This is a genomic window from Arthrobacter sp. zg-Y1143 (genome assembly GCF_030125565.1).
Classification (GTDB): domain Bacteria; phylum Actinomycetota; class Actinomycetes; order Actinomycetales; family Micrococcaceae; genus Arthrobacter_B.
The window spans coordinates 400,750-417,923 of sequence record NZ_JASKLW010000004.1; the positions used below are offsets into that span (position 1 = coordinate 400,750).

The 17,174-nt window shown below is 63.9% G+C and carries 15 protein-coding genes; 12 read left to right on the top strand and 3 right to left on the bottom strand.

Features of this window, described 5'->3' with window-relative positions:
* Positions 1–137: 137 nt before the first annotated feature.
* On the bottom strand, positions 138–1,007 hold the full coding sequence (rfbA, locus tag QNN98_RS05950; RefSeq protein ID WP_283996510.1) for a glucose-1-phosphate thymidylyltransferase RfbA: 870 nt from the start codon (positions 1,005–1,007) through the stop codon (positions 138–140).
* Positions 1,008–1,208: 201 nt separating this feature from the next.
* Here rfbA and QNN98_RS05955 point away from each other — a divergent pair, with 201 nt between their 5' ends.
* The 7 genes from QNN98_RS05955 to QNN98_RS05985 all read left to right on the top strand — a co-directional run bounded on the left by QNN98_RS05955 (position 1,209) and on the right by QNN98_RS05985 (position 8,110).
* Positions 1,209–2,501 (top strand): polysaccharide biosynthesis protein, encoded by a 1,293-nt coding sequence (locus tag QNN98_RS05955; RefSeq protein ID WP_283996511.1) that lies wholly within the window; start codon positions 1,209–1,211, stop codon positions 2,499–2,501.
* 35 nt (positions 2,502–2,536) lie between these two features.
* Positions 2,537–3,268 (top strand): glycosyltransferase, encoded by a 732-nt coding sequence (locus QNN98_RS05960; RefSeq protein WP_502864599.1) that lies wholly within the window; start codon positions 2,537–2,539, stop codon positions 3,266–3,268.
* 52 nt (positions 3,269–3,320) lie between these two features.
* Positions 3,321–4,319, top strand: a complete 999-nt coding sequence (rfbB, locus tag QNN98_RS05965) for a dTDP-glucose 4,6-dehydratase (RefSeq protein ID WP_283996513.1) — start codon at positions 3,321–3,323, stop codon at positions 4,317–4,319.
* 2 nt (positions 4,320–4,321) lie between these two features.
* Positions 4,322–5,746: a sugar nucleotide-binding protein gene (locus QNN98_RS05970; RefSeq protein WP_283996514.1), complete on the top strand. Its 1,425-nt coding sequence runs from the start codon at positions 4,322–4,324 to the stop codon at positions 5,744–5,746.
* Positions 5,733–6,635, top strand: coding sequence for a glycosyltransferase family 2 protein (locus QNN98_RS05975; RefSeq protein ID WP_283996515.1), 903 nt, complete (start codon positions 5,733–5,735; stop codon positions 6,633–6,635). Before QNN98_RS05970 ends, QNN98_RS05975 begins: the two co-directional genes overlap by 14 nt.
* 309 nt (positions 6,636–6,944) lie before the next feature.
* Positions 6,945–7,652 carry a glycosyltransferase family 2 protein gene (locus QNN98_RS05980; protein WP_502864615.1) on the top strand — a complete coding sequence of 236 codons (708 nt, stop codon included), beginning with the start codon at positions 6,945–6,947 and terminating at the stop codon, positions 7,650–7,652.
* Positions 7,649–8,110 carry a DUF2304 domain-containing protein gene (locus QNN98_RS05985; RefSeq protein ID WP_283996517.1) on the top strand — a complete coding sequence of 154 codons (462 nt, stop codon included), beginning with the start codon at positions 7,649–7,651 and terminating at the stop codon, positions 8,108–8,110. Before QNN98_RS05980 ends, QNN98_RS05985 begins: the two co-directional genes overlap by 4 nt.
* Positions 8,111–8,181: 71 nt before the next feature.
* Here the strand turns inward: QNN98_RS05985 and QNN98_RS05990 are convergent, their stop codons facing one another.
* A complete protein-coding gene (locus tag QNN98_RS05990) occupies positions 8,182–10,089 on the bottom strand; it encodes a GH25 family lysozyme (RefSeq protein WP_283996518.1) in 1,908 nt (635 codons plus the stop codon).
* Positions 10,090–10,337: 248 nt separating this feature from the next.
* Here QNN98_RS05990 and QNN98_RS05995 point away from each other — a divergent pair, with 248 nt between their 5' ends.
* Positions 10,338–11,309 carry a D-alanyl-D-alanine carboxypeptidase family protein gene (locus QNN98_RS05995; protein WP_283996519.1) on the top strand — a complete coding sequence of 324 codons (972 nt, stop codon included), beginning with the start codon at positions 10,338–10,340 and terminating at the stop codon, positions 11,307–11,309.
* Between the two features lie 6 nt (positions 11,310–11,315).
* Here QNN98_RS05995 and QNN98_RS06000 read toward each other — a convergent pair whose 3' ends face one another.
* On the bottom strand, positions 11,316–12,200 hold the full coding sequence (locus QNN98_RS06000) for a glycosyltransferase family 2 protein (protein ID WP_283996520.1): 885 nt from the start codon (positions 12,198–12,200) through the stop codon (positions 11,316–11,318).
* Positions 12,201–12,822: 622 nt separating this feature from the next.
* On the opposite strand from QNN98_RS06000, the gene QNN98_RS06005 reads away from it, so the two are divergent.
* From QNN98_RS06005 to QNN98_RS06020, 4 genes are all read left to right on the top strand, one after another.
* Positions 12,823–13,623 carry a hypothetical protein gene (locus QNN98_RS06005; protein ID WP_283996521.1) on the top strand — a complete coding sequence of 267 codons (801 nt, stop codon included), beginning with the start codon at positions 12,823–12,825 and terminating at the stop codon, positions 13,621–13,623.
* 512 nt (positions 13,624–14,135) lie between these two features.
* Entirely contained in the window at positions 14,136–15,365 is a 1,230-nt protein-coding gene (locus tag QNN98_RS06010) for a TadA family conjugal transfer-associated ATPase (protein WP_283996522.1), read from the top strand.
* Positions 15,362–16,213 (top strand): type II secretion system F family protein, encoded by an 852-nt coding sequence (locus tag QNN98_RS06015; protein WP_283996523.1) that lies wholly within the window; start codon positions 15,362–15,364, stop codon positions 16,211–16,213. The genes QNN98_RS06010 and QNN98_RS06015 overlap by 4 nt, the downstream gene beginning before the upstream one ends.
* Entirely contained in the window at positions 16,210–17,145 is a 936-nt protein-coding gene (locus tag QNN98_RS06020; RefSeq protein WP_502864600.1) for a type II secretion system F family protein, read from the top strand. Before QNN98_RS06015 ends, QNN98_RS06020 begins: the two co-directional genes overlap by 4 nt.
* The last annotated feature ends 29 nt before the right edge of the window (positions 17,146–17,174 follow it).

A 17,174-nucleotide genomic window follows, 5' to 3' on the forward strand; every position in this document is an offset into this window, starting at 1 on the left:
AGGACAGGCAGAACGGGTATCCAGGACAAGTGGTCTCCTCGAAAGGTATTACGCGAAAGCCGGCAACGGCCATTTAGATTTTTTCCGGGACGCAGTTACTGCCAGTGTTCCCGGAGGCAGGCGTTTTGACGCCGGTGTCAGCGCCCGTGCTCCAAGACGCCGGCCAGGTAGTCTCCGTAGCCGCTCTTAGCGAGCTTTTCAGACCGCGCCCGAAGCTCGTCGTCGCTCAGGAAGCCCATGCGCCACGCGACCTCTTCCGGGGAACCGATCTTCAGCCCCTGACGGTTTTCAACCGTACGGATAAAGTTCGAGGCCTCATTGAGCGAGTCGAAGGTTCCGGTATCCAGCCAGGCAGTGCCGCGGGGAAGAATTTCGACCTGCAGTTTTCCGCGCTCCAAGTAGACCCGGTTGAGGTCGGTGATTTCGAGCTCTCCGCGGGCGGAGGGCTTGAGGTCCCGGGCGATCTGCACGACATCGTTGTCGTAGAAGTACAGCCCCGGTACGGCGTAGTTGCTCTTGGGGACGGCAGGCTTTTCCTCGAGGGAGAGAGCCCGTCCTTCGGAGTCGAATTCCACGACACCGTACGCCTTGGGGTCGGCAACCCAGTATCCGAACACTGCGGCGCCGTCGATGTTCCCGAAACGGCGCAGTTGGCTGCCCATGCCGTGACCGTAGAAGATGTTGTCACCAAGTACCAGTGCAACGGGCTCGTTGCCGATATGTTCGGCGCCCAGCACGAATGCCTGGGCCAGTCCGTCCGGGGAGGGCTGCTGGACGTAGCTCAGGTTGACGCCAAACTGGGAGCCGTCTCCAAGGAGTCGCTGGAACTGGTCCGCGTCATGGGGAGTGGTGATAATCAGGATGTCCTTGATACCGGCAAGGATCAGGGTGGACAAGGGATAGTAGATCATCGGCTTGTCGTACACCGGGACCAGTTGTTTGCTGATACCGAGGGTGATCGGGTGCAGCCGCGATCCAGTTCCGCCGGCCAGAATTATTCCACGCATAGCGCAATCATCCCCCAGCGTCCGGGGGACGGCAAAATCGGCTGCCCCTGCGGCGGGTCCCCCGGTTTGGGCGGTCCGTGCACCCGGTCCGGTATTCTGGTCGTGGAGTCTCCCGGGTTTTCCCGTGCCGGCGGCGGCCAAAATGAGCAGCCACGCAAGGCGGCATCGTCGCCCTCACCGAGAAATGAAGTTAGGTCTGTTTTGCATAAAGAACGTGCAGCACCGAAAGGCGAAGCAGCAACCATCGGTGCGTCGTCAGCCGTCGGAGTGGGGTCCGCCTCATTGGTCTCCGCAGTTGTCGGCTACGTTGTGCTCCTGCTTGCCGCCCGCATCCTGGACCAGGAATCCAATGCCGTCTTCCTGACATTTTGGTCATTCCTCTTCCTCCTATTCGGCATTCTGGGCGGGATTCAGACGGAAACCACCAGGGCGGCGAATCAGGGCAGAACAGCTGCACCTAATCCGCGGAATCCCCGCATGGGATATGTCGCTTTATCAATCGGCACAGGTGCCGCCGTCATTCTCGGGCTTTCCTCGCCGTGGTGGGGTCCGCTTATATTCGGCAACTATTCGGGACTGGTCGTTGTTGTCTGCATAGCGGCGGCTGTCTACTCGGGACATGTGGCCCTGATGGGGTCGCTGGCCGGTCAGCAGCGTTGGGGGACCTACTCGAAGCTCATTCTTTCCGAATCGGTCCTCAGGCTGGCGGGCGTGGGCCTGGTGGTCCTGGTGGGCGCTTCGGTGGCGGGACTCGCCTGGGGAGCGGCCGTCGGTGCCGCAGCGTGGCTTTTCTTCGTGCTGCTCTCGAAATCCTCGAGGCAGTCGTTCCTCCGCCGGGCGGACATCGGCACTGGTGCCTACTACAAGACCGTTGGCTATGCGTGCCTCGCCGGTGCTGCCAATGCGGCGTTGGTGGTTGGGTACCCGATCCTGCTTCGGGTTTCCACACCGAATGAAGAGTACTTGGCCTCGGCGGCATTGCTGATGGCGCTTTCGCTGACCCGTGCGCCGCTGCTCATCCCGCTCAATGCCTACCAGGGTGTTGCTATCACCCACTTTGTTTCCCGCCGCACCCGCGGAATCCGTGCGATATTCCCCATCCTTGGCGCGGTCCTCGGGGTGTCAGTGCTGGGTGCCGCCCTTGCCTGGCTGATCGGTCCCTTCCTGATGACCGCGTTGCTCGGACCTTCCTATGAGATGAACGGGATGGTCCTCGCGGCACTGACTTTCGACGCCGGGCTCCTGGGCCTGCTGACCATAACCGGGGCGCTGGCGATTGCTTCGGGACGGCACAAGGCGTTTTCCGCCGGGTGGGTGGCTGCGACCGCCATTTCCCTCGGACTGCTCTGGCTTCCCCTTGATATCCAGACGAAAACTGTTGTGAGCCTGGCCGCCGGGCCGCTGGTAGGCGTACTGCTTCATTCACTGTTCATTGCCCGGTCAGTCGGGCACAACAAGGAGGCCAACGGCCTCACGGTATCGGAGGACAACTAATGCACGCCCCTGAAAACATCCGAGTAAGCGTTTGCATGGCTGCTTACCGTGGAGAGGCCTACATTAAGGAACAGATCGATTCGATCCTGTCCGAACTGGGGCAAAACGACGAGCTCATCGTTGTGGATGACGCATCAGGGGACGGCACGGTGGCGTCCGTGGAGGCATTTTCCGGGGACAGCCGGGTTCGCCTGGTCCGTAATGAACGGAACATGGGATATGTACGAACCTTTGATCGGGCCGTGGGGCTGGCCAGGGGCGAGTACATTTTCCTCTCCGACCAGGACGACGTATGGATGCCCGGACGGCTGCAGCGCATGCTGGACGCCCTTCAGGAATCCGCCGTTGTTGCCACCAACTTCTCGATTCTGGGGGAGGAGGACCCGGGCAAACGCATCCTCCTGCGAAGCCGCGACAGCCGGCGGAACATCCGCAACATTTTCGCCGTCATCATTGGCTACCGGCCCTACTACGGCTGCGGCATGGCGATACGGGCAGACGCGCTGGCCCTTTTTGCGCCGATCCCGGGCTACGTTTTTGAATCCCACGACCTCTGGCTGGCCATAACCGCCAATGCGTCCGGCCAGATGACGCACCTTGACGAGCCGGGTCTGTACCGCAGGCTGCACGATAACAACGTCACGCCGTCTACGCGCCGTCCCCTGTACAAGATACTCAGGGCCCGGGTGCTGGCCTTCCGGATGCTGGCCGAAGCCATCCGACGCCGGCGGGCAAACCCGGAACTGGCGCGTCCCGTCCATTTCTGACGGAACGGGCGGTCCGAGGCAGTGACCAATCGTTAACAGGTAGGCTAGTGGCATGCAAAATCTCCTTGTCACCGGCGGTGCCGGCTTCATCGGTTCGAACTTCGTGCACTATGCACTGGCCAATACTGACGCTTCCATTACTGTTCTGGACAAGCTCACGTACGCCGGGAACAAGGCCTCGCTGCAGGGGCTGCCCGAAGACCGGTTCACATTTGTCGAAGGCGACATCTGCGACGCGGACCTGGTGAACACGCTGGTGGGCGCGGCCGACGTCGTGGTCCACTATGCGGCGGAATCCCACAACGACAACTCGCTCCACGATCCGCGGCCGTTCCTGGACACCAACATCATCGGCACTTACACGTTGATCGAGGCGGCCCGCAGGCACGGCACCCGGTTCCACCACATCTCGACCGACGAGGTCTACGGTGACCTGGAACTGGACGATCCCCAGCGGTTTACCGAAAAGACCCCGTACAACCCGTCGAGCCCGTATTCCTCCACGAAGGCCGGCTCGGACCTGCTGGTGCGTGCCTGGGTCCGCTCCTTCGGGCTGCAGGCCACCATCAGCAACTGCTCGAACAACTACGGCCCGTACCAGCACGTGGAGAAATTCATTCCGCGCCAGATCACCAACGTGATCGACGGAATCCGCCCGAAGCTCTACGGCGCCGGCGAAAACGTCCGTGACTGGATCCATGCCAATGACCACTCCTCGGCCGTGCTGCGGATCATCGAGAAGGGCGAGATCGGCCAGACCTACCTGATCGGGGCCGACGGCGAGAAGAACAACAAAGATGTCGTGGAGCTGATCCTCAAGCACATGGGCCAGCCTGCCGACGCGTACGACCAGGTTATTGACCGTCCCGGCCACGACATGCGCTACGCCATTGACTCCACCCGCCTGCGCACGGAGCTGGGCTGGGAGCCGCAGTTCTCCAACTTTGAGCAGGGGATTGAGGACACCATCCGCTGGTACCGCGAGAACGAGGCATGGTGGCGGCCGCAGAAGGCGGAAACGGAAGCCAAGTACAAGGTGCAGGGGCAGTAGGCATGGTCGAGTTTTCAAAGGTTCTGGCCACGCACGAAACGTCCATTCCCGGAGTTGTCCTTTTCGATTTGCCGGTGCACGGGGACAACCGGGGCTGGTTCAAGGAAAACTGGCAGCGCGAAAAGATGCTGGCGCTGGGCCTGCCGGATTTCGGTCCCGTCCAGAACAACATCTCCTTCAACGAATCCGCCGGTACCACCCGCGGCATCCACGCGGAGCCGTGGGACAAGTACGTTTCCGTAGCCACGGGACGGATCTTCGGTGCGTGGGTGGACCTGCGCGAGGGGCCGAGCTTCGGAGCGGTTTTCACTGCCGAACTGGATCCGAGCCAGGCAATCTTCATTCCGCGCGGGGTGGGTAACGCCTTCCAGACGCTGGAAGACAACACCGCCTACACCTACCTGGTCAATGACCACTGGAGCGCTGACGCCCAGGGCCAGTACACCTTCCTGAACCTCGCGGACGAGACAGCGGGCATCCAGTGGCCGATCCCGCTGGAGGATGCCGAGCTGTCCGATAAGGACCGTGCACACCCCCGCCTTGCCGACGTGGTTCCCATGGCGCCGAAAAAGACGCTTGTGCTGGGGGCCGACGGACAGTTGGGCCGGGCACTGCGGGAGGCATACGCCGGTGATGCATCGGTGGAGTTCGCAGGGCGGAATGAGTTCGACCTGTGTGATGCGGCGTCCTACGAACGCAACTGGAAGAACTACTCCGCGATCATCAACGCCGCGGCATACACGGCCGTTGACACGGCCGAAACCGCCGAGGGCCGGCGGGCCGCATGGCAGATCAACGTGTCAGCCGTGGCGCACCTTGCCCGGGTGGCGGTCGAGAACCGGCTGACGCTGGTGCACGTTTCCAGTGATTACGTTTTCGATGGAACCGTCCAGAGCCATACGGAGGATGAGGCGTTTTCACCGCTTGGGGTCTATGGACAGACCAAGGCCGCCGGCGACGCCGTGGTGTCGGTGGTCCCGCGGCATTACATCGTGCGCACCAGCTGGGTGATCGGCGAAGGCCGCAACTTCGTCACCACCATGGCCGGGCTGGCCGGACGGGGGATCACACCCTCCGTCGTAGATGACCAGGTGGGCCGGCTTACCTTCACCGCCGACCTGGCGGCCGGCATCAAGCACCTGCTCGATGCCCGGGCACCCTACGGAACCTACAACCTCAGCAACGACGGGGAACCGTCCAGCTGGGCGGAGGTGGCGGCCGGTGTCTACGAGCTGGCCGGCCGCAGCCGTGCCGACGTCACGGGGATCAGTACCGCGGAATATTTCAAGGACAAGGCCGGCACTGCCCCCCGTCCGCTGAACAGTCCCTTGGATCTGAGCAAGATCCAGGCAACGGGGTTCACTCCTGCAGATCAAAAGGACCGCCTCGAGGCCTACGTGACCGGAGTGGCCGATGCCCAGGCCTGATGCCACAGTAGGGATCTACATTCCGTTTTGGGGCGAGCTGGACTACCTTCAAACGGCGGTTGAAAGCGTCCTGGCCCAGACCAATCCGGACTGGGCACTGACGGTGGTGAACGACGCGCATCCCGACTATTCCGTGGACGCCTATTTCGAGACGCTGCAGGATCCGCGGATCCAGTACATCCGCAACGAGTCCAATTGCGGTATTACGGAAAACTTCAGGCGATGCGTGCAGATGGCCGTGGAACCGCGCGTTGTGGTCATGGGATGCGACGACTTCCTGCTGGAAGGGTATGTCGACGTAATCTGCAAAGCGCATGCCGAGCATCCGGAAGCTGACCTGATCCAGCCCGGCGTCGTGGTGGTTGACGAAAACGGCACCGCCGTCAAACCTCTCGTGGACCGGGTGAAGCAGAAGATGCTGCGTCCGCGCAGCGATTCTCCGCTGCTGTTGGGTGGAGACAACCTTGCCGCCAACCTGATGCACGGAAACTGGCTGTACTGGCCTTCTCTTGCGTTCCGGCGCGAGGCGATCCAGTCCCATGACTTCCGTGACGGCTTCCCCGTCATCCAGGACCTTGCACTGATCCTGGACGTCCTGCTGGACGGCGGGCGGCTGCTGATGGTTCCCGACGCCGTCTTCGCCTACCGCAGGCACAGTTCCAGCGCGTCGTCGCTTGAGCTGCGCGACGGCTCCCGTTTCGCGGGTGAACGGAGATTCTTCGAGCATGCGCGGAGGCTGGCCTCAGCCAAAGGCTGGTCCAGAACATCGTCAGCGGCACGGCTGCACATCACCTCCCGGCTGCACGCTTTGGTCCTCCTCCCCGGCGTCTTGGCGCGCAGGGATATGCGTACCGCAAAGGTGATCCTGCGGCACGGTTTTGGAAGCTGACACGCAGCTTTGACCCGACGACGGCGCGCGGCACGTCGCCGTAGGAATTGGCGGGTTTGGAACTATTTCTATAGCCTGTAACTGCTTGTATCCAGAGTGGAGGACTGTCTTCTCCCGCTGGGATAACGCCGGAACGGGGTGGAAGTAGGCCGGCTTCCCGATAAATTCCATCGGAGACGCGGCGCCGCGCTGCGAACCGCACCCGGAGGGCTTTTAGTGCCCTCGGCCCAATTTTGAACGACTGCAGAATGGTTTAGGACTCTCGTGGATAAAGCTGAGGTACGGTCGCAGGACCGGCTGCTGGTCATCATGCCGGCTTGGAACGAGTCCGAGTCGGTGGGAAACACCGTCGCCGAAGTGCTCCGGACAGTGCGGCACTGCGACGTTCTGGTGGTGGACGACGGATCAACCGACAATACCGCAGACCTTGCAGCCGCCGCAGGGGCAACAGTCCTGCGCCTGCCGTTCAACCTCGGCGTCGGCGGAGCCATGCGGGCCGGCTACAAGTACGCCAAGCGCTTCGACTACACCCAGGCCATTCAGGTGGACGCCGACGGGCAGCATGATCCCAAGGACCTCATCAACGTGGTGAAGGGCTTGGACAAGGCTGACATTTCCATTGGCGCGCGTTTCGCGGAAAAGGGGAACTACGAGGTGCGCGGACCCCGCAAATGGGCCATGTCGTTCCTCGGCTGGTCCATCTCCCGCGTCGCCAAGACCCGTCTCACGGACGTAACTTCCGGTTTCCGTGCGGCCAACGCCCGCGCCATCGCCCAGTACTGCGAGCACTACCCGGCCGAGTACCTCGGCGACACGATTGACTCACTGGTAGTGGCGGTCCGGTCCGGACTGACGGTCACGCAGGTGCCCGTCGAGATGCGGCCCAGGCAGGGCGGACAACCCAGTCACAACCCGGCCAAGGCAGCTCTTTACCTGGCCCGAAGCGGCTTTGCCTTCGTCATTGCCATGACGCGTAAGAAAACCCGGATCCCCGAGCACATCGGAGCAGCAAAATGACAAATACAGTGCTGCCATTCATCATGGCGCTTCTCGTGGTCGGGTCCGTGGTCTGGCTGCTCCGCCAGCGCAAGTTGCGGGAGAAATACGCCGTCCTATGGATTCTGGTTGGACTGGCCACCCTTGTCCTGGCCGGTTTCCCACAGCTGCTCAGCATTGCCGCGGAGGTGACCGGGTTTGCACTGCCGTCCAACCTCCTCTTCCTCCTGGCTATCCTCCTGCCCATCGGTGTGTGCCTGCACCTGTCCCTTGAGATTTCCGTGGTTGAGGACGAAACCCGGGCTCTGGCTGAGGAAGCAGCCATCCTCCGGGCCCAGCTGGATTCGCTCCAGGCCACTGTTGACGGCATGGCTGCGGGCCAGGCAGCCCCGCCGCGGGCATCCGGTGCGGAGAACGGCACCGTTGCCGGTCCGGGAGCGGCAGATGTCCGCCCGACAGGCCGGGGCGTGAAGGACTAGCGCGAATTTGAACGCATCTTTAACCACAGCAGGGACCGCCATAACGGCGGCCCCTGCTGTCGTTAACGGTCCTAGCGGGTGACTCCCACCGAGGTACCGGTGCCGGGGCTCCAGCGTCCGGTGAGCGGACGGTCGTCGGGGTCACCGAACATGAACGCGGTGTTGGCGCCCAGGTTGGCGTGGTTGTCGGCGAGGTACCAGATATTGCCCCGCTGTACGCCTACGGTGCTGAAGCCGTCATTGTTCCAGTCCCCGGCCACCGGGGTGTCCATGGCGCTGCCATAGATGAAGGACTGGCTCACGCCCGGGCGGATATTGCTGTCGGTGAGGTAGAAGCGCTTGTCCGACCCCTCCATACGGGCAACGCCAAGAGTGTCGAAACCGTCGCGGTTCCAGTCACCCACCAGCGGTACATCGTAGGCCGCACCAAAGGCAAAGGAACCGTCGGCCCGGCCCGTGGTATTCGAGTTCCGCAGGTATGCCATGCCGTTCCGGAACACGCCCAGGGTGTCGAAGCCGTCACCGTTCCAGTCACCGCAGATGGGCCGGTCGCCCGGTTCGCCGTACTTCAATTCTGTGACCGGCGAGTTGCCGGTCAACCCGTTGCGGATGTACCACACACCGTCCCGGAAAGCAGCCGGACTTGAGATTCCGTCACCGTCCCAGTCGCAGGTGACGAATTCGTCCGTGGTGTGTCCGTAGTCGAGGCTGGCTACCGGATTGCCGCGGTAATAGATCTTTGCAGGTCCGGAGATCCGCGATCCGCGGGCGAAATCGCGCAGTTGCGTGAGTGTGCCTTTGTAGACGTTTGAGTCCCCTTCGAACGGACCGGTGCTGCTGTACTGCCAGAGGGTGTAGTTGCCCCAGCCGTTGGGCAGTGTCCCGACGGAATCCGCATAGCTGGCGATGTGCAGGGGATGGTTGGCAAAGGCACTCGAATTTCCGGTGCAGGTGCGCCACCAGTCGGTGGTTGTGTAGATCATCGGTACCCGGCCGGTGCGGGCAGCAACGGTAGCCGAGAAGTCCCGGACCCAGGCGATCATCTGGTCCGCGGACATGTTGTAACAGGTGTTGCCGAGCTGGGGGTAGGGGTTGTACTCGATGTCGAGCAGCGGAGGCAGGGTGTTCCCGTCAGCGGTCCAGCGGCCGCCGTTGTCGATGAAGTAGTTGGCCTGGGTGGCGCCGCTGGATTCGCTGGGAATAGCGAAGTGGTAGGCGCCGTGCAGCATCCCGGCGCCCGCAGCACCTGAGGTCTGGCGGCTGAACAGCGGGTTCGTGTAAGAGGTTGCCTCGGTAGCCTTTACGTAGGCGTAGCGGGCCCCCTGGTTCCAGGCGTTGCCCCAGTTGACCGAGGGTTGGTGGCTGCTGACATCCATGCCCTGGATGCCCCCCGTCCAATCGGCGGCCAGGCTGATAGCCGGTCCCTGGCCCGAGACCCGGGTGAAGGACGCCGGCGCTGCCTTTGAGCCCGCCGGTGAAGGGGACGCGGCGCCGGATGCCGAATCCGGGGAGGTGGCCAGGCTGGGGTCAGCAAGGTCGTCGTCGATCAGCACCTGCTCGGCATCGATCCGTTCGGCGATCTCCTCGGCGCCCGGCACCTGGGGATCGCGCGTGTCTTCGATGCGCTCCAATCCCTGGCCCATTTTCGCCCCGAGTATGCCGATCAGCGACTCGAGGTCCTTCTTCTCCTCCGGGTCAGCTGTCGGCGTTGGCTCCGGCGTGGCGGTTGCGGACGGCTCCGGAAGGGGAGTGTTCGGGGAGGGTTCAGCGGTGTCCGTCGACGGCTCGCTCTGCCCGGGGACCGGGAGACGGTCCGCGACGGTGGGTCCCGGGGACGGCGCCTGCTCCGGCGCGGCGGGTTCGGAATAGGCCGGCGGAGAGGTTGGCTCGGGCGGGAGGACGGCCGCCCCTGCCGGGGCCGCTACCGCGAGGACAGTGGCGATAATGAGTGCCGGCAGGGGCCAGCTTTGTTTAATCACAGGAGCTCCAGAGCAAGGGGAAAAAGGTGTCGGAAACGACAGATTGCCTACGGATTCTATCGGCCGTACGTCACAGCAACGGCTATTGAGGGCTGCCCGGGGTGTCCGAAAGCGGAATTAAACGGGTGTGGCGATAGCCTCATTGCGGCTCTCTAACCCGGACGGGTACAGCTGCCGATAGTGTGATGAGGAATGACTTACGAGCGGCCGCAGGCAGCGGCCCGCCCTGCTACCTCGACGGGAGGCCCATGGCCCGGCACACAGCCCGGATCGCCGCTATCGCTGCGGGCGTCTTTGTCCTTTTATCCGGTACCGCTGCTGTTCAGGCGTCGGGCAGCGAATCTGGCAAGGACCGGCTCTTTCAGGAAACGCGTAAGGCGCACACGTCCCTTGGGCGGGACACCGGTTCCGAAGTCTGCGGTCTGCGGGACGACGGGTGCTCCAGGCAATATGCGCACGGCGCCATCGTGTGGTCCCCGCGAACGGGCGCCCAGCCGATTGTGGGCGGTATGCGCGCGGCTTGGAATGCTTCCGGCGCCCAGAACGGCCCCCTTGGTTACCCTGCCGACGCCGAGGCGTGCCTGGACGGAGAGTGCGTCCAGCACTTCCAGCGGGGAACCGTGTTCTGGTCCGCCTCCTCCGGTCCCCGGCTGCAGCTGGACATTGATGACCCTGCCGGCGTGCCGGTCCTGGTGAACAAGGACCGGGCCTTGCCCGCCGATTACGTTCCGGGCCCGCTCGTCGCAGTGGACGGCCAGCCGTTGCGTGAAGACGCTGCCGTTGCTTTGCAGCAGCTTCAAGACGCGGCCGCTGCTGAAGGGGTGGGGGTTATGGCCATCAGCGGCTACCGGTCCTATGCAGAGCAGTCCGTGCTCTACGAGCGCTACACCGCCATGTACGGTGCCGGCGAGGCTGACCGCATCTCGGCCCGCCCCGGACACAGCGAGCACCAGACGGGCCTGGCCGCCGACATCGGTAACCCTGACGGGTCCTGTGCACTGCAGGAGTGCTTCAGGGACACGGCCGCCGGCAGCTGGGCGGCAGCAAACGCCCACCGGTTCGGCTTCATTGTCCGCTACCAGGACGGTCAAACGGCCACCACGGGCTATGCCTACGAGCCGTGGCACCTGCGCTATGTGGGGGTGGCAACGGCCACGGCCATGGTGGAAAGCGGTTATGCCACGTACGAGGAGTTCGCGGGCATCGCGGGCAGGCAATAAAGCTGCTTACAACAGTACGTGCCGCCCGAGGAGCCCAGCGGTTTCCCGGCTGGGATGGCGAATGGTGCGCAGAAGCACCGACAGGGCATGCAGGCGGGAGGTCCAGTGCAGGTCGGCGGCACGTGCGGCGCCTTTCCAGCCCTGGCCGCGGAACCTGTCCGCCTCGCGGCGGAAGAACGCTTTCTCTTCAGCGAAGCGCCGGCCGTCAACGGCACGCACCGACGAATCCGACTGCGCATGCCGCCGGTACTGGAACACCGGGTCCCGCACCAACGCCATGGATCCGCCGTCTGCCGCGATGTCCAGCAACAGCGCGAGGTCCTGTACGACGTCGTAGTCGGGACTGAAACCGTACTTCCGGACGGCCGCGGTGCGCCACGCCAAGGACGGAAAATAATGCCAGCCTGCGTGAAGAAGGCTTGCGGCCAGCTGCTCGCCTCCCACCACCAGCTCAGGCCGAGGCTTTGGTGAGGTGAGCGCCTTGATGGTGTCGGCCATGGTCCGCACGCTGCGGCCGTGTTCGTCGATGACCTCGACGCCGGGCTGCACCACGGAGACTTCGGGATGGGCAGCCAGGACGGCCGAAACCGTGCGCAGGTAGCCGGGAAGCATAATGTCGTCGGCGCCCATCATCACAAAAACGGGTGCGTCGGCCAGGTCCAGCGCCTTCTTGAAGTTCCCCCTGGCCCCCAGGTTGGCCTGGTTGCGGATGTAGGTGATCCGAGGATCGGTGAGCGTGGAGAACCACCGTGCCGGCTCGTCGTCGGGATAGGCGTCATCCAATACGAGGAGACGCCAATGGGGGTAGTCCTGTGCGACGACGCTCCGTACGGCCGTCTTCATTAAGTCCACGTTCCCGTAGTAGGGAAGCAGGACATCGATGGTCTCCATTGGTACGGGTTCCTCCAGACAGGGGCACGGCGCGCACCACGGTAAGCGGAAGACCGGGCACAGGCAATAGGTAGTCCCGGCGCCTCCGCGGCCGCGGGCAGGATCGCGTGCGGCTGTTTATCCACAGCGGTGCGAGCACCCTCGCCCGCCAATGCGTTCATTTCACTCATCTGGGAAGGCAGGGGCGAGTCTGCGCCGGAAGTTGCACGCCGGCTTGCCTCATCTATGCGTCTGATCTCTGCCCGCTTCCCTGCACGGACCGTTGAGTGGTATCCGCCGACCGACGAAAACGGCGGAGGATCCCTCCCCGTGCCGGCGGATCCGGCGGCCTTGGAAAATCTCGTAGAAGTGACATTCAGGGACGTGTCCGATGACAATTTCTCCCGGTCCAGCACCTACCTATTCCTGTTCAAGGATCCGGCGCAGCCCGTGCGGAATCAGCAGCGCAGGTGTGGGGTCGGCTTCAAGGCGAGGGAATGTACTCGGCGCCCGGGCAGGAGGTTGTCGATTTCTTCGACCTCGTCGCAGGTGATGACAGGTTGGGTGGCCTCATAGAGCAGGGAAGGATCGTCATCAAGTGCACCCCGATGAAATAACAGTGAGGTCCGATAGATTGAACGCCATGCAGACTGTACGCGACGTGTTGGGGCCCGATTGTCGCAAGCCCTTTGTTTCCTTAATCTGGGAGGGGCGGAATGAGTCTGCGTTTGAGCTTTCAGCCCGAATCATGAAGACCTTGGTGCTCGTGTCCTCCCGGTTCCCGGAGAGCGGTTATCGGTGGTTCAGGGGGCCGGCTGATGTAGGGGAGGCGCCGACGGCGGTACCCAATACCGCTGGAGAGCTGGCAGGTATGGTAGCCGACTCCTTCGACCTGACAATGGGAAGCTACTTCTCCCAGTCCTCTCTGTCGTTGTTCCTCTTGGAAAGTCCTACGCACCTGATGGATGTGCCCTCAGCTGTCACCGTGGCTGCTGGATCTGGGAACTTGAACTCAAATCGGGTCACTGTGGACCTTCCGGAAGACTTTCCATTGGGTTCCCCGTCAGATGCCGCCCGCTTGTTCCTGGACCTGGTGCGCATTTGGCAGCCGGACTCGGCCAAGTTCATTACCGCATCAGCGGCACGCGCAACCATGGGCAGGGGATACGTCTCGCACGCCGCTTACTTGTCATGGACATCAGCCAATGCGCACTCCTCGGAATCTCAAGCAGAAGGGGAATTGGTAATCCCGTTCGGGGAAGGTCTGCTCTATGTGGCCCGAACATGGACTATCCCTGCGATCGTGGCCCTCCACGAGGAGCTAGATCCGGGCAGGACTGGTGCTCCGGAAGTTCAGGATCCGCCCTATCTGCCGGACGGGTATCCGTTGGAATTGGATCAGTTGGACAGCGGCATCGTATGGGGAGCTAGCTCTGGATACTGAAACCACCCGGGAATGACCCAGAGTACAAACAGGACGGTCCCGGCTCGAATCCAGGGATGAGTTCTGAGCGCTTACTGGATCAGAGTCGTTCATGTGTGGTCATTGATTGCGATTCTGCCCAGCGGATGACCCGTGGGTACTGTGGGCGGCACTTCCAGCAGTTGATGAAGTGCGGCGTCGTAAATCCGCCTGGACTGCAGTCGAGTCCTGTGCGACGACGCTCCGTACGGCCGTCTTCATTAAGTCCACGTTCCCGTAGTAGGGAAGCAGAACATCGATGGTCTCCATCGGTACGGGTTCCTCCAGGCTGGGGCCCGGACAATAGGCAGTCCCGGCGCCTCCGCCGCCGCAGACGGGAACGTGTGCGGCTGTTTATCCACAGCGGTGCGAGCACCCTCGCCAGTAACGGGAAACGGCCATACTCTCTGCCCTGAAACGTCAAGCGGTGCCGTCTGGGCAGGGGATCGTCTCGGCAGGGGTCAGTGTTGCCGACACAACACGGGGGGAGAAGCATGGACGCCATGCGGATCGTCGAGGACGAGGTGCGCGAGCTCATCCGCATGCGCGGGCTGGATCCGCAGGAACAGGTCAATGAAGTACGGCGTTTGGTGGACGCGGCTGTTTCGGACTACGACGAACGTTCCCTGCTGGGATCGCTGCCCCCGCTGGGCCGGCTGGACAGTGTCCGGCAGCAGGTGTTTGATTCGGTGGCCGGCTTCGGCGTGCTGCAACCGCTGCTCGATGACCCGGGCGTGGAAGAAATCTGGATCAACTCGCCCGCGGAAATCTACCTGGCCCGGGACGGTCGGTCCGAACTGACCTCGCTGTCGCTTACACCCGAGCAGGTGCGGCTGCTGGTGGAGCGCATGCTGAAGTCCTCCGGGCGCCGCCTGGACCTTTCCTCGCCATTCGTGGACGCCGCCCTGCCGGACGGCTCCCGCCTGCACGTGGCCATTCCGGATGTCACCAGGCGCCACTGGGCAGTGAACATCCGCAAATTCGTGGCCCGGGCGCGGCGTCTGGAACATCTGGTGGAGCTGGGCACATTGTCCTCGCCGGCTGCCCGGTTCCTCGGTGCCGCGGTCGGCGCAGGGCTGAACATCCTGGTCTCCGGGGCCACGCAGGCCGGCAAGACCACCATGCTCAACTGTCTCGGTGCCTCCATCGGGCCAAGGGAACGGGTAGTGACGGTGGAGGAGATCTTCGAGCTGCAGCTGCCGCTGCGCGACGTAGTGGGCCTGCAATGCCGGCAGGCAAACCTGGAAGGCGAGGGTGAGATTCCGCTGCGCCGGCTGGTGAAAGAGGCCCTGCGTATGCGCCCGGACCGCCTCATCGTGGGGGAAGTCCGGGAAGCGGAGAGCCTGGACATGCTGATTGCGCTGAATGCCGGGCTGCCCGGCATGTGCACCATCCACGCCAACAGTGCCCGGGACGCCGTTACCAAGCTGTGCACGCTTCCCCTTCTGGCCGGCAGCAATATTTCCAGTGCCTTTGTGGTTCCCACGGTTGCCTCCTGCATTGACCTGGTGGTCCACTGCGCACGGACACCGTCGGGGCGGCGGGAAGTCACGGAAGTGGTTGCGCTGGGCCGCCGGGTGGAAAGCGGGGTCATCGAGACCTCGTCGGTGTTCTCGCGAACCGGCGGCGGGCAACTGGCCGTAACCGCGTCGTCCATGCCGGCTGCGGAGAAGTTCGCCCAGGCAGGGATCGATGTGGCCGCGTTACTGGAGGCCCGGGCATGAGCGCTGCTGCCGGGCTGTGCCTCGGGCTGGGGCTGCTGCTTTTGTGGCAGTCCTGCTGGAACCGTGGACAGGTTCCCGTGCGGCGGCGAACCGCGCGCGTGGAGGAACTCCTGCGCCAGGCAGGTATTGAACGGGTCAGTGCCGGAGGGCTGCTGGCCACCTGTGCGGGCACCGGAGCACTGGTGCTGGCCGGGTTCTTCGTCGTTACCCTGTCCCTGCCGATTGGCGCCTGTTTCGGTCTCTTCGGGGCCGGGCTGCCTTACACGCTGGTACGGATGCAGGCCCGGCGGAGGCGGGCTTCGCTGGCCGAGTTATGGCCCGACGTCGTTGACCACCTCCGCTCGGCGATCCGGGCCGGGTTGCCGCTTCCGGAGGCACTCATCCAGTTGGCGGACAACGGGCCCGGCGAATTGCGCGGCTACTTCCGTGCCTTCGCGGCCGATTACCGCTCCGCAGGGGATTTCGAGGATGCGCTGAACCGGCTGAAGGACGCGCTGGCTGATCCGGTCGCAGACCGTATTGTCGAGGCCCTGCGGATCACCCGTCAGGTGGGCGGCACGGATCTGGGACGGTTGCTCGGTACCCTGGCCGGTTTCCTGCGGGAGGACGCCCGCACGCGGAGCGAGCTGCTGGCGCGGCAGTCGTGGACGGTCAACGCGGCCCGTCTGGCAGTGGCGGCGCCGTGGGCCGTGCTGCTGCTGCTGGCCGCCCGGCCGGAAACAGCGGCCGCCTACAACACCGGTGCCGGGGCTGCGGTGTTGGCGGCGGGTATGGCGGTCTCGATCCTTTGCTACCGGCTGATGCTGCGGATCGGCGCCCTGCCTGAAGATGTAAGGGTGCTGCGGTGATGCCCGCCGGCCCCTTGGCCGTACTGGCCGGTGTCCTCCTGGGGTTCGGACTCCTGCTGCTGGCCGCCAGGCTGCCGGCGGCGCGGGGCACCTCCTTTGCCGAGCGGGTGGAACCGCACCTGCGCTCAGTCACGCCGGCCTCCCGCTTGCTGTCGCAGGGGGACATCACCCCTTTCGGCACCCTGGAACGTATTCTGCGGCCGGTGCTGCGGGACACGGTCCGGCGCCTGAACAGGCTTTCCCCGGCCAACGGCCCCCTGGCCGTGCGCCTGGAACAGGCCGGCGGCCAAAAGTCGGTCCTGGACTTCCGGGCGGAACAGGTTCTGTGGGCCGGGGCAGGGTTGCTGGCCGGAGCGACGGCCGGTGTGCTGCTGGCGGGGAGCGGGCGTATCGGAGCGTTTTCCGTGGTGGCGGGCACGGCAGCGTGTGCCGCTGCCGGTTTCCTGCTGCGTGATTACGTGCTGACTCAGCGGATCAAGCTCCGCAATGCCCGGATCCTGGCGGAGTTTCCGAGCCTCGCCGAAATGATGGCGCTCGCAGTGGGCGCGGGGGAGAGTGCGGTTGGTGCACTTGAACGGGTCTCTGCTGCGGCCCGGGGCGAACTGGCCGGGGAGTTCCGCAAAGTCCTCGCCCAAACCAGGTCGGGGATCCCCCTCACCGAAGCGCTGCAGGACTTTTCGAACCGGATCCGGCTGGCGCCGCTGAGCCGGTTCGCGGACGGCGTGAGCGTGGCGGTGGACCGGGGCACCCCGCTAGCCGACGTTATGCGTGCCCAGGCCCAGGATGTGCGGGACGCAGCCAAGCGCGAACTGATGGAAACGGCCGGCAAGAAAGAGATCGGCATGATGGCGCCGGTGATTTTCGGCATTCTTCCCCTGACCGTCCTGTTTGCCGTGTTCCCCGGGCTCGCGCTGCTGCGCCTGGGGCTATAGGCAGCTGGTGAGGGAAGTACAAGAGGCAG

What these genes read in the sequence shown, in the direction of transcription:
- QNN98_RS05975 (WP_283996515.1), top strand. Translation starts at nt 5,733, where the DNA reads ATGCCCAGGCCTGATGCCACAGTAGGGATCTACATTCCGTTTTGGGGC.
- QNN98_RS05960 (WP_502864599.1), top strand. Translation starts at nt 2,537, where the DNA reads ATGGCTGCTTACCGTGGAGAGGCCTACATTAAGGAACAGATCGATTCG.
- QNN98_RS06015 (WP_283996523.1), top strand. Translation starts at nt 15,362, where the DNA reads ATGAGCGCTGCTGCCGGGCTGTGCCTCGGGCTGGGGCTGCTGCTTTTG.
- QNN98_RS05970 (WP_283996514.1), top strand. Translation starts at nt 4,322, where the DNA reads ATGGTCGAGTTTTCAAAGGTTCTGGCCACGCACGAAACGTCCATTCCC.
- QNN98_RS06010 (WP_283996522.1), top strand. Translation starts at nt 14,136, where the DNA reads ATGGACGCCATGCGGATCGTCGAGGACGAGGTGCGCGAGCTCATCCGC.
- QNN98_RS06005 (WP_283996521.1), top strand. Translation starts at nt 12,823, where the DNA reads ATGCAGACTGTACGCGACGTGTTGGGGCCCGATTGTCGCAAGCCCTTT.
- QNN98_RS06000 (WP_283996520.1), bottom strand. Translation starts at nt 12,200, where the DNA reads ATGGAGACCATCGATGTCCTGCTTCCCTACTACGGGAACGTGGACTTA.
- QNN98_RS05995 (WP_283996519.1), top strand. Translation starts at nt 10,338, where the DNA reads ATGGCCCGGCACACAGCCCGGATCGCCGCTATCGCTGCGGGCGTCTTT.
- QNN98_RS05980 (WP_502864615.1), top strand. Translation starts at nt 6,945, where the DNA reads ATGCCGGCTTGGAACGAGTCCGAGTCGGTGGGAAACACCGTCGCCGAA.
- rfbA (WP_283996510.1), bottom strand. Translation starts at nt 1,007, where the DNA reads ATGCGTGGAATAATTCTGGCCGGCGGAACTGGATCGCGGCTGCACCCG.
- rfbB (WP_283996513.1), top strand. Translation starts at nt 3,321, where the DNA reads ATGCAAAATCTCCTTGTCACCGGCGGTGCCGGCTTCATCGGTTCGAAC.
- QNN98_RS05985 (WP_283996517.1), top strand. Translation starts at nt 7,649, where the DNA reads ATGACAAATACAGTGCTGCCATTCATCATGGCGCTTCTCGTGGTCGGG.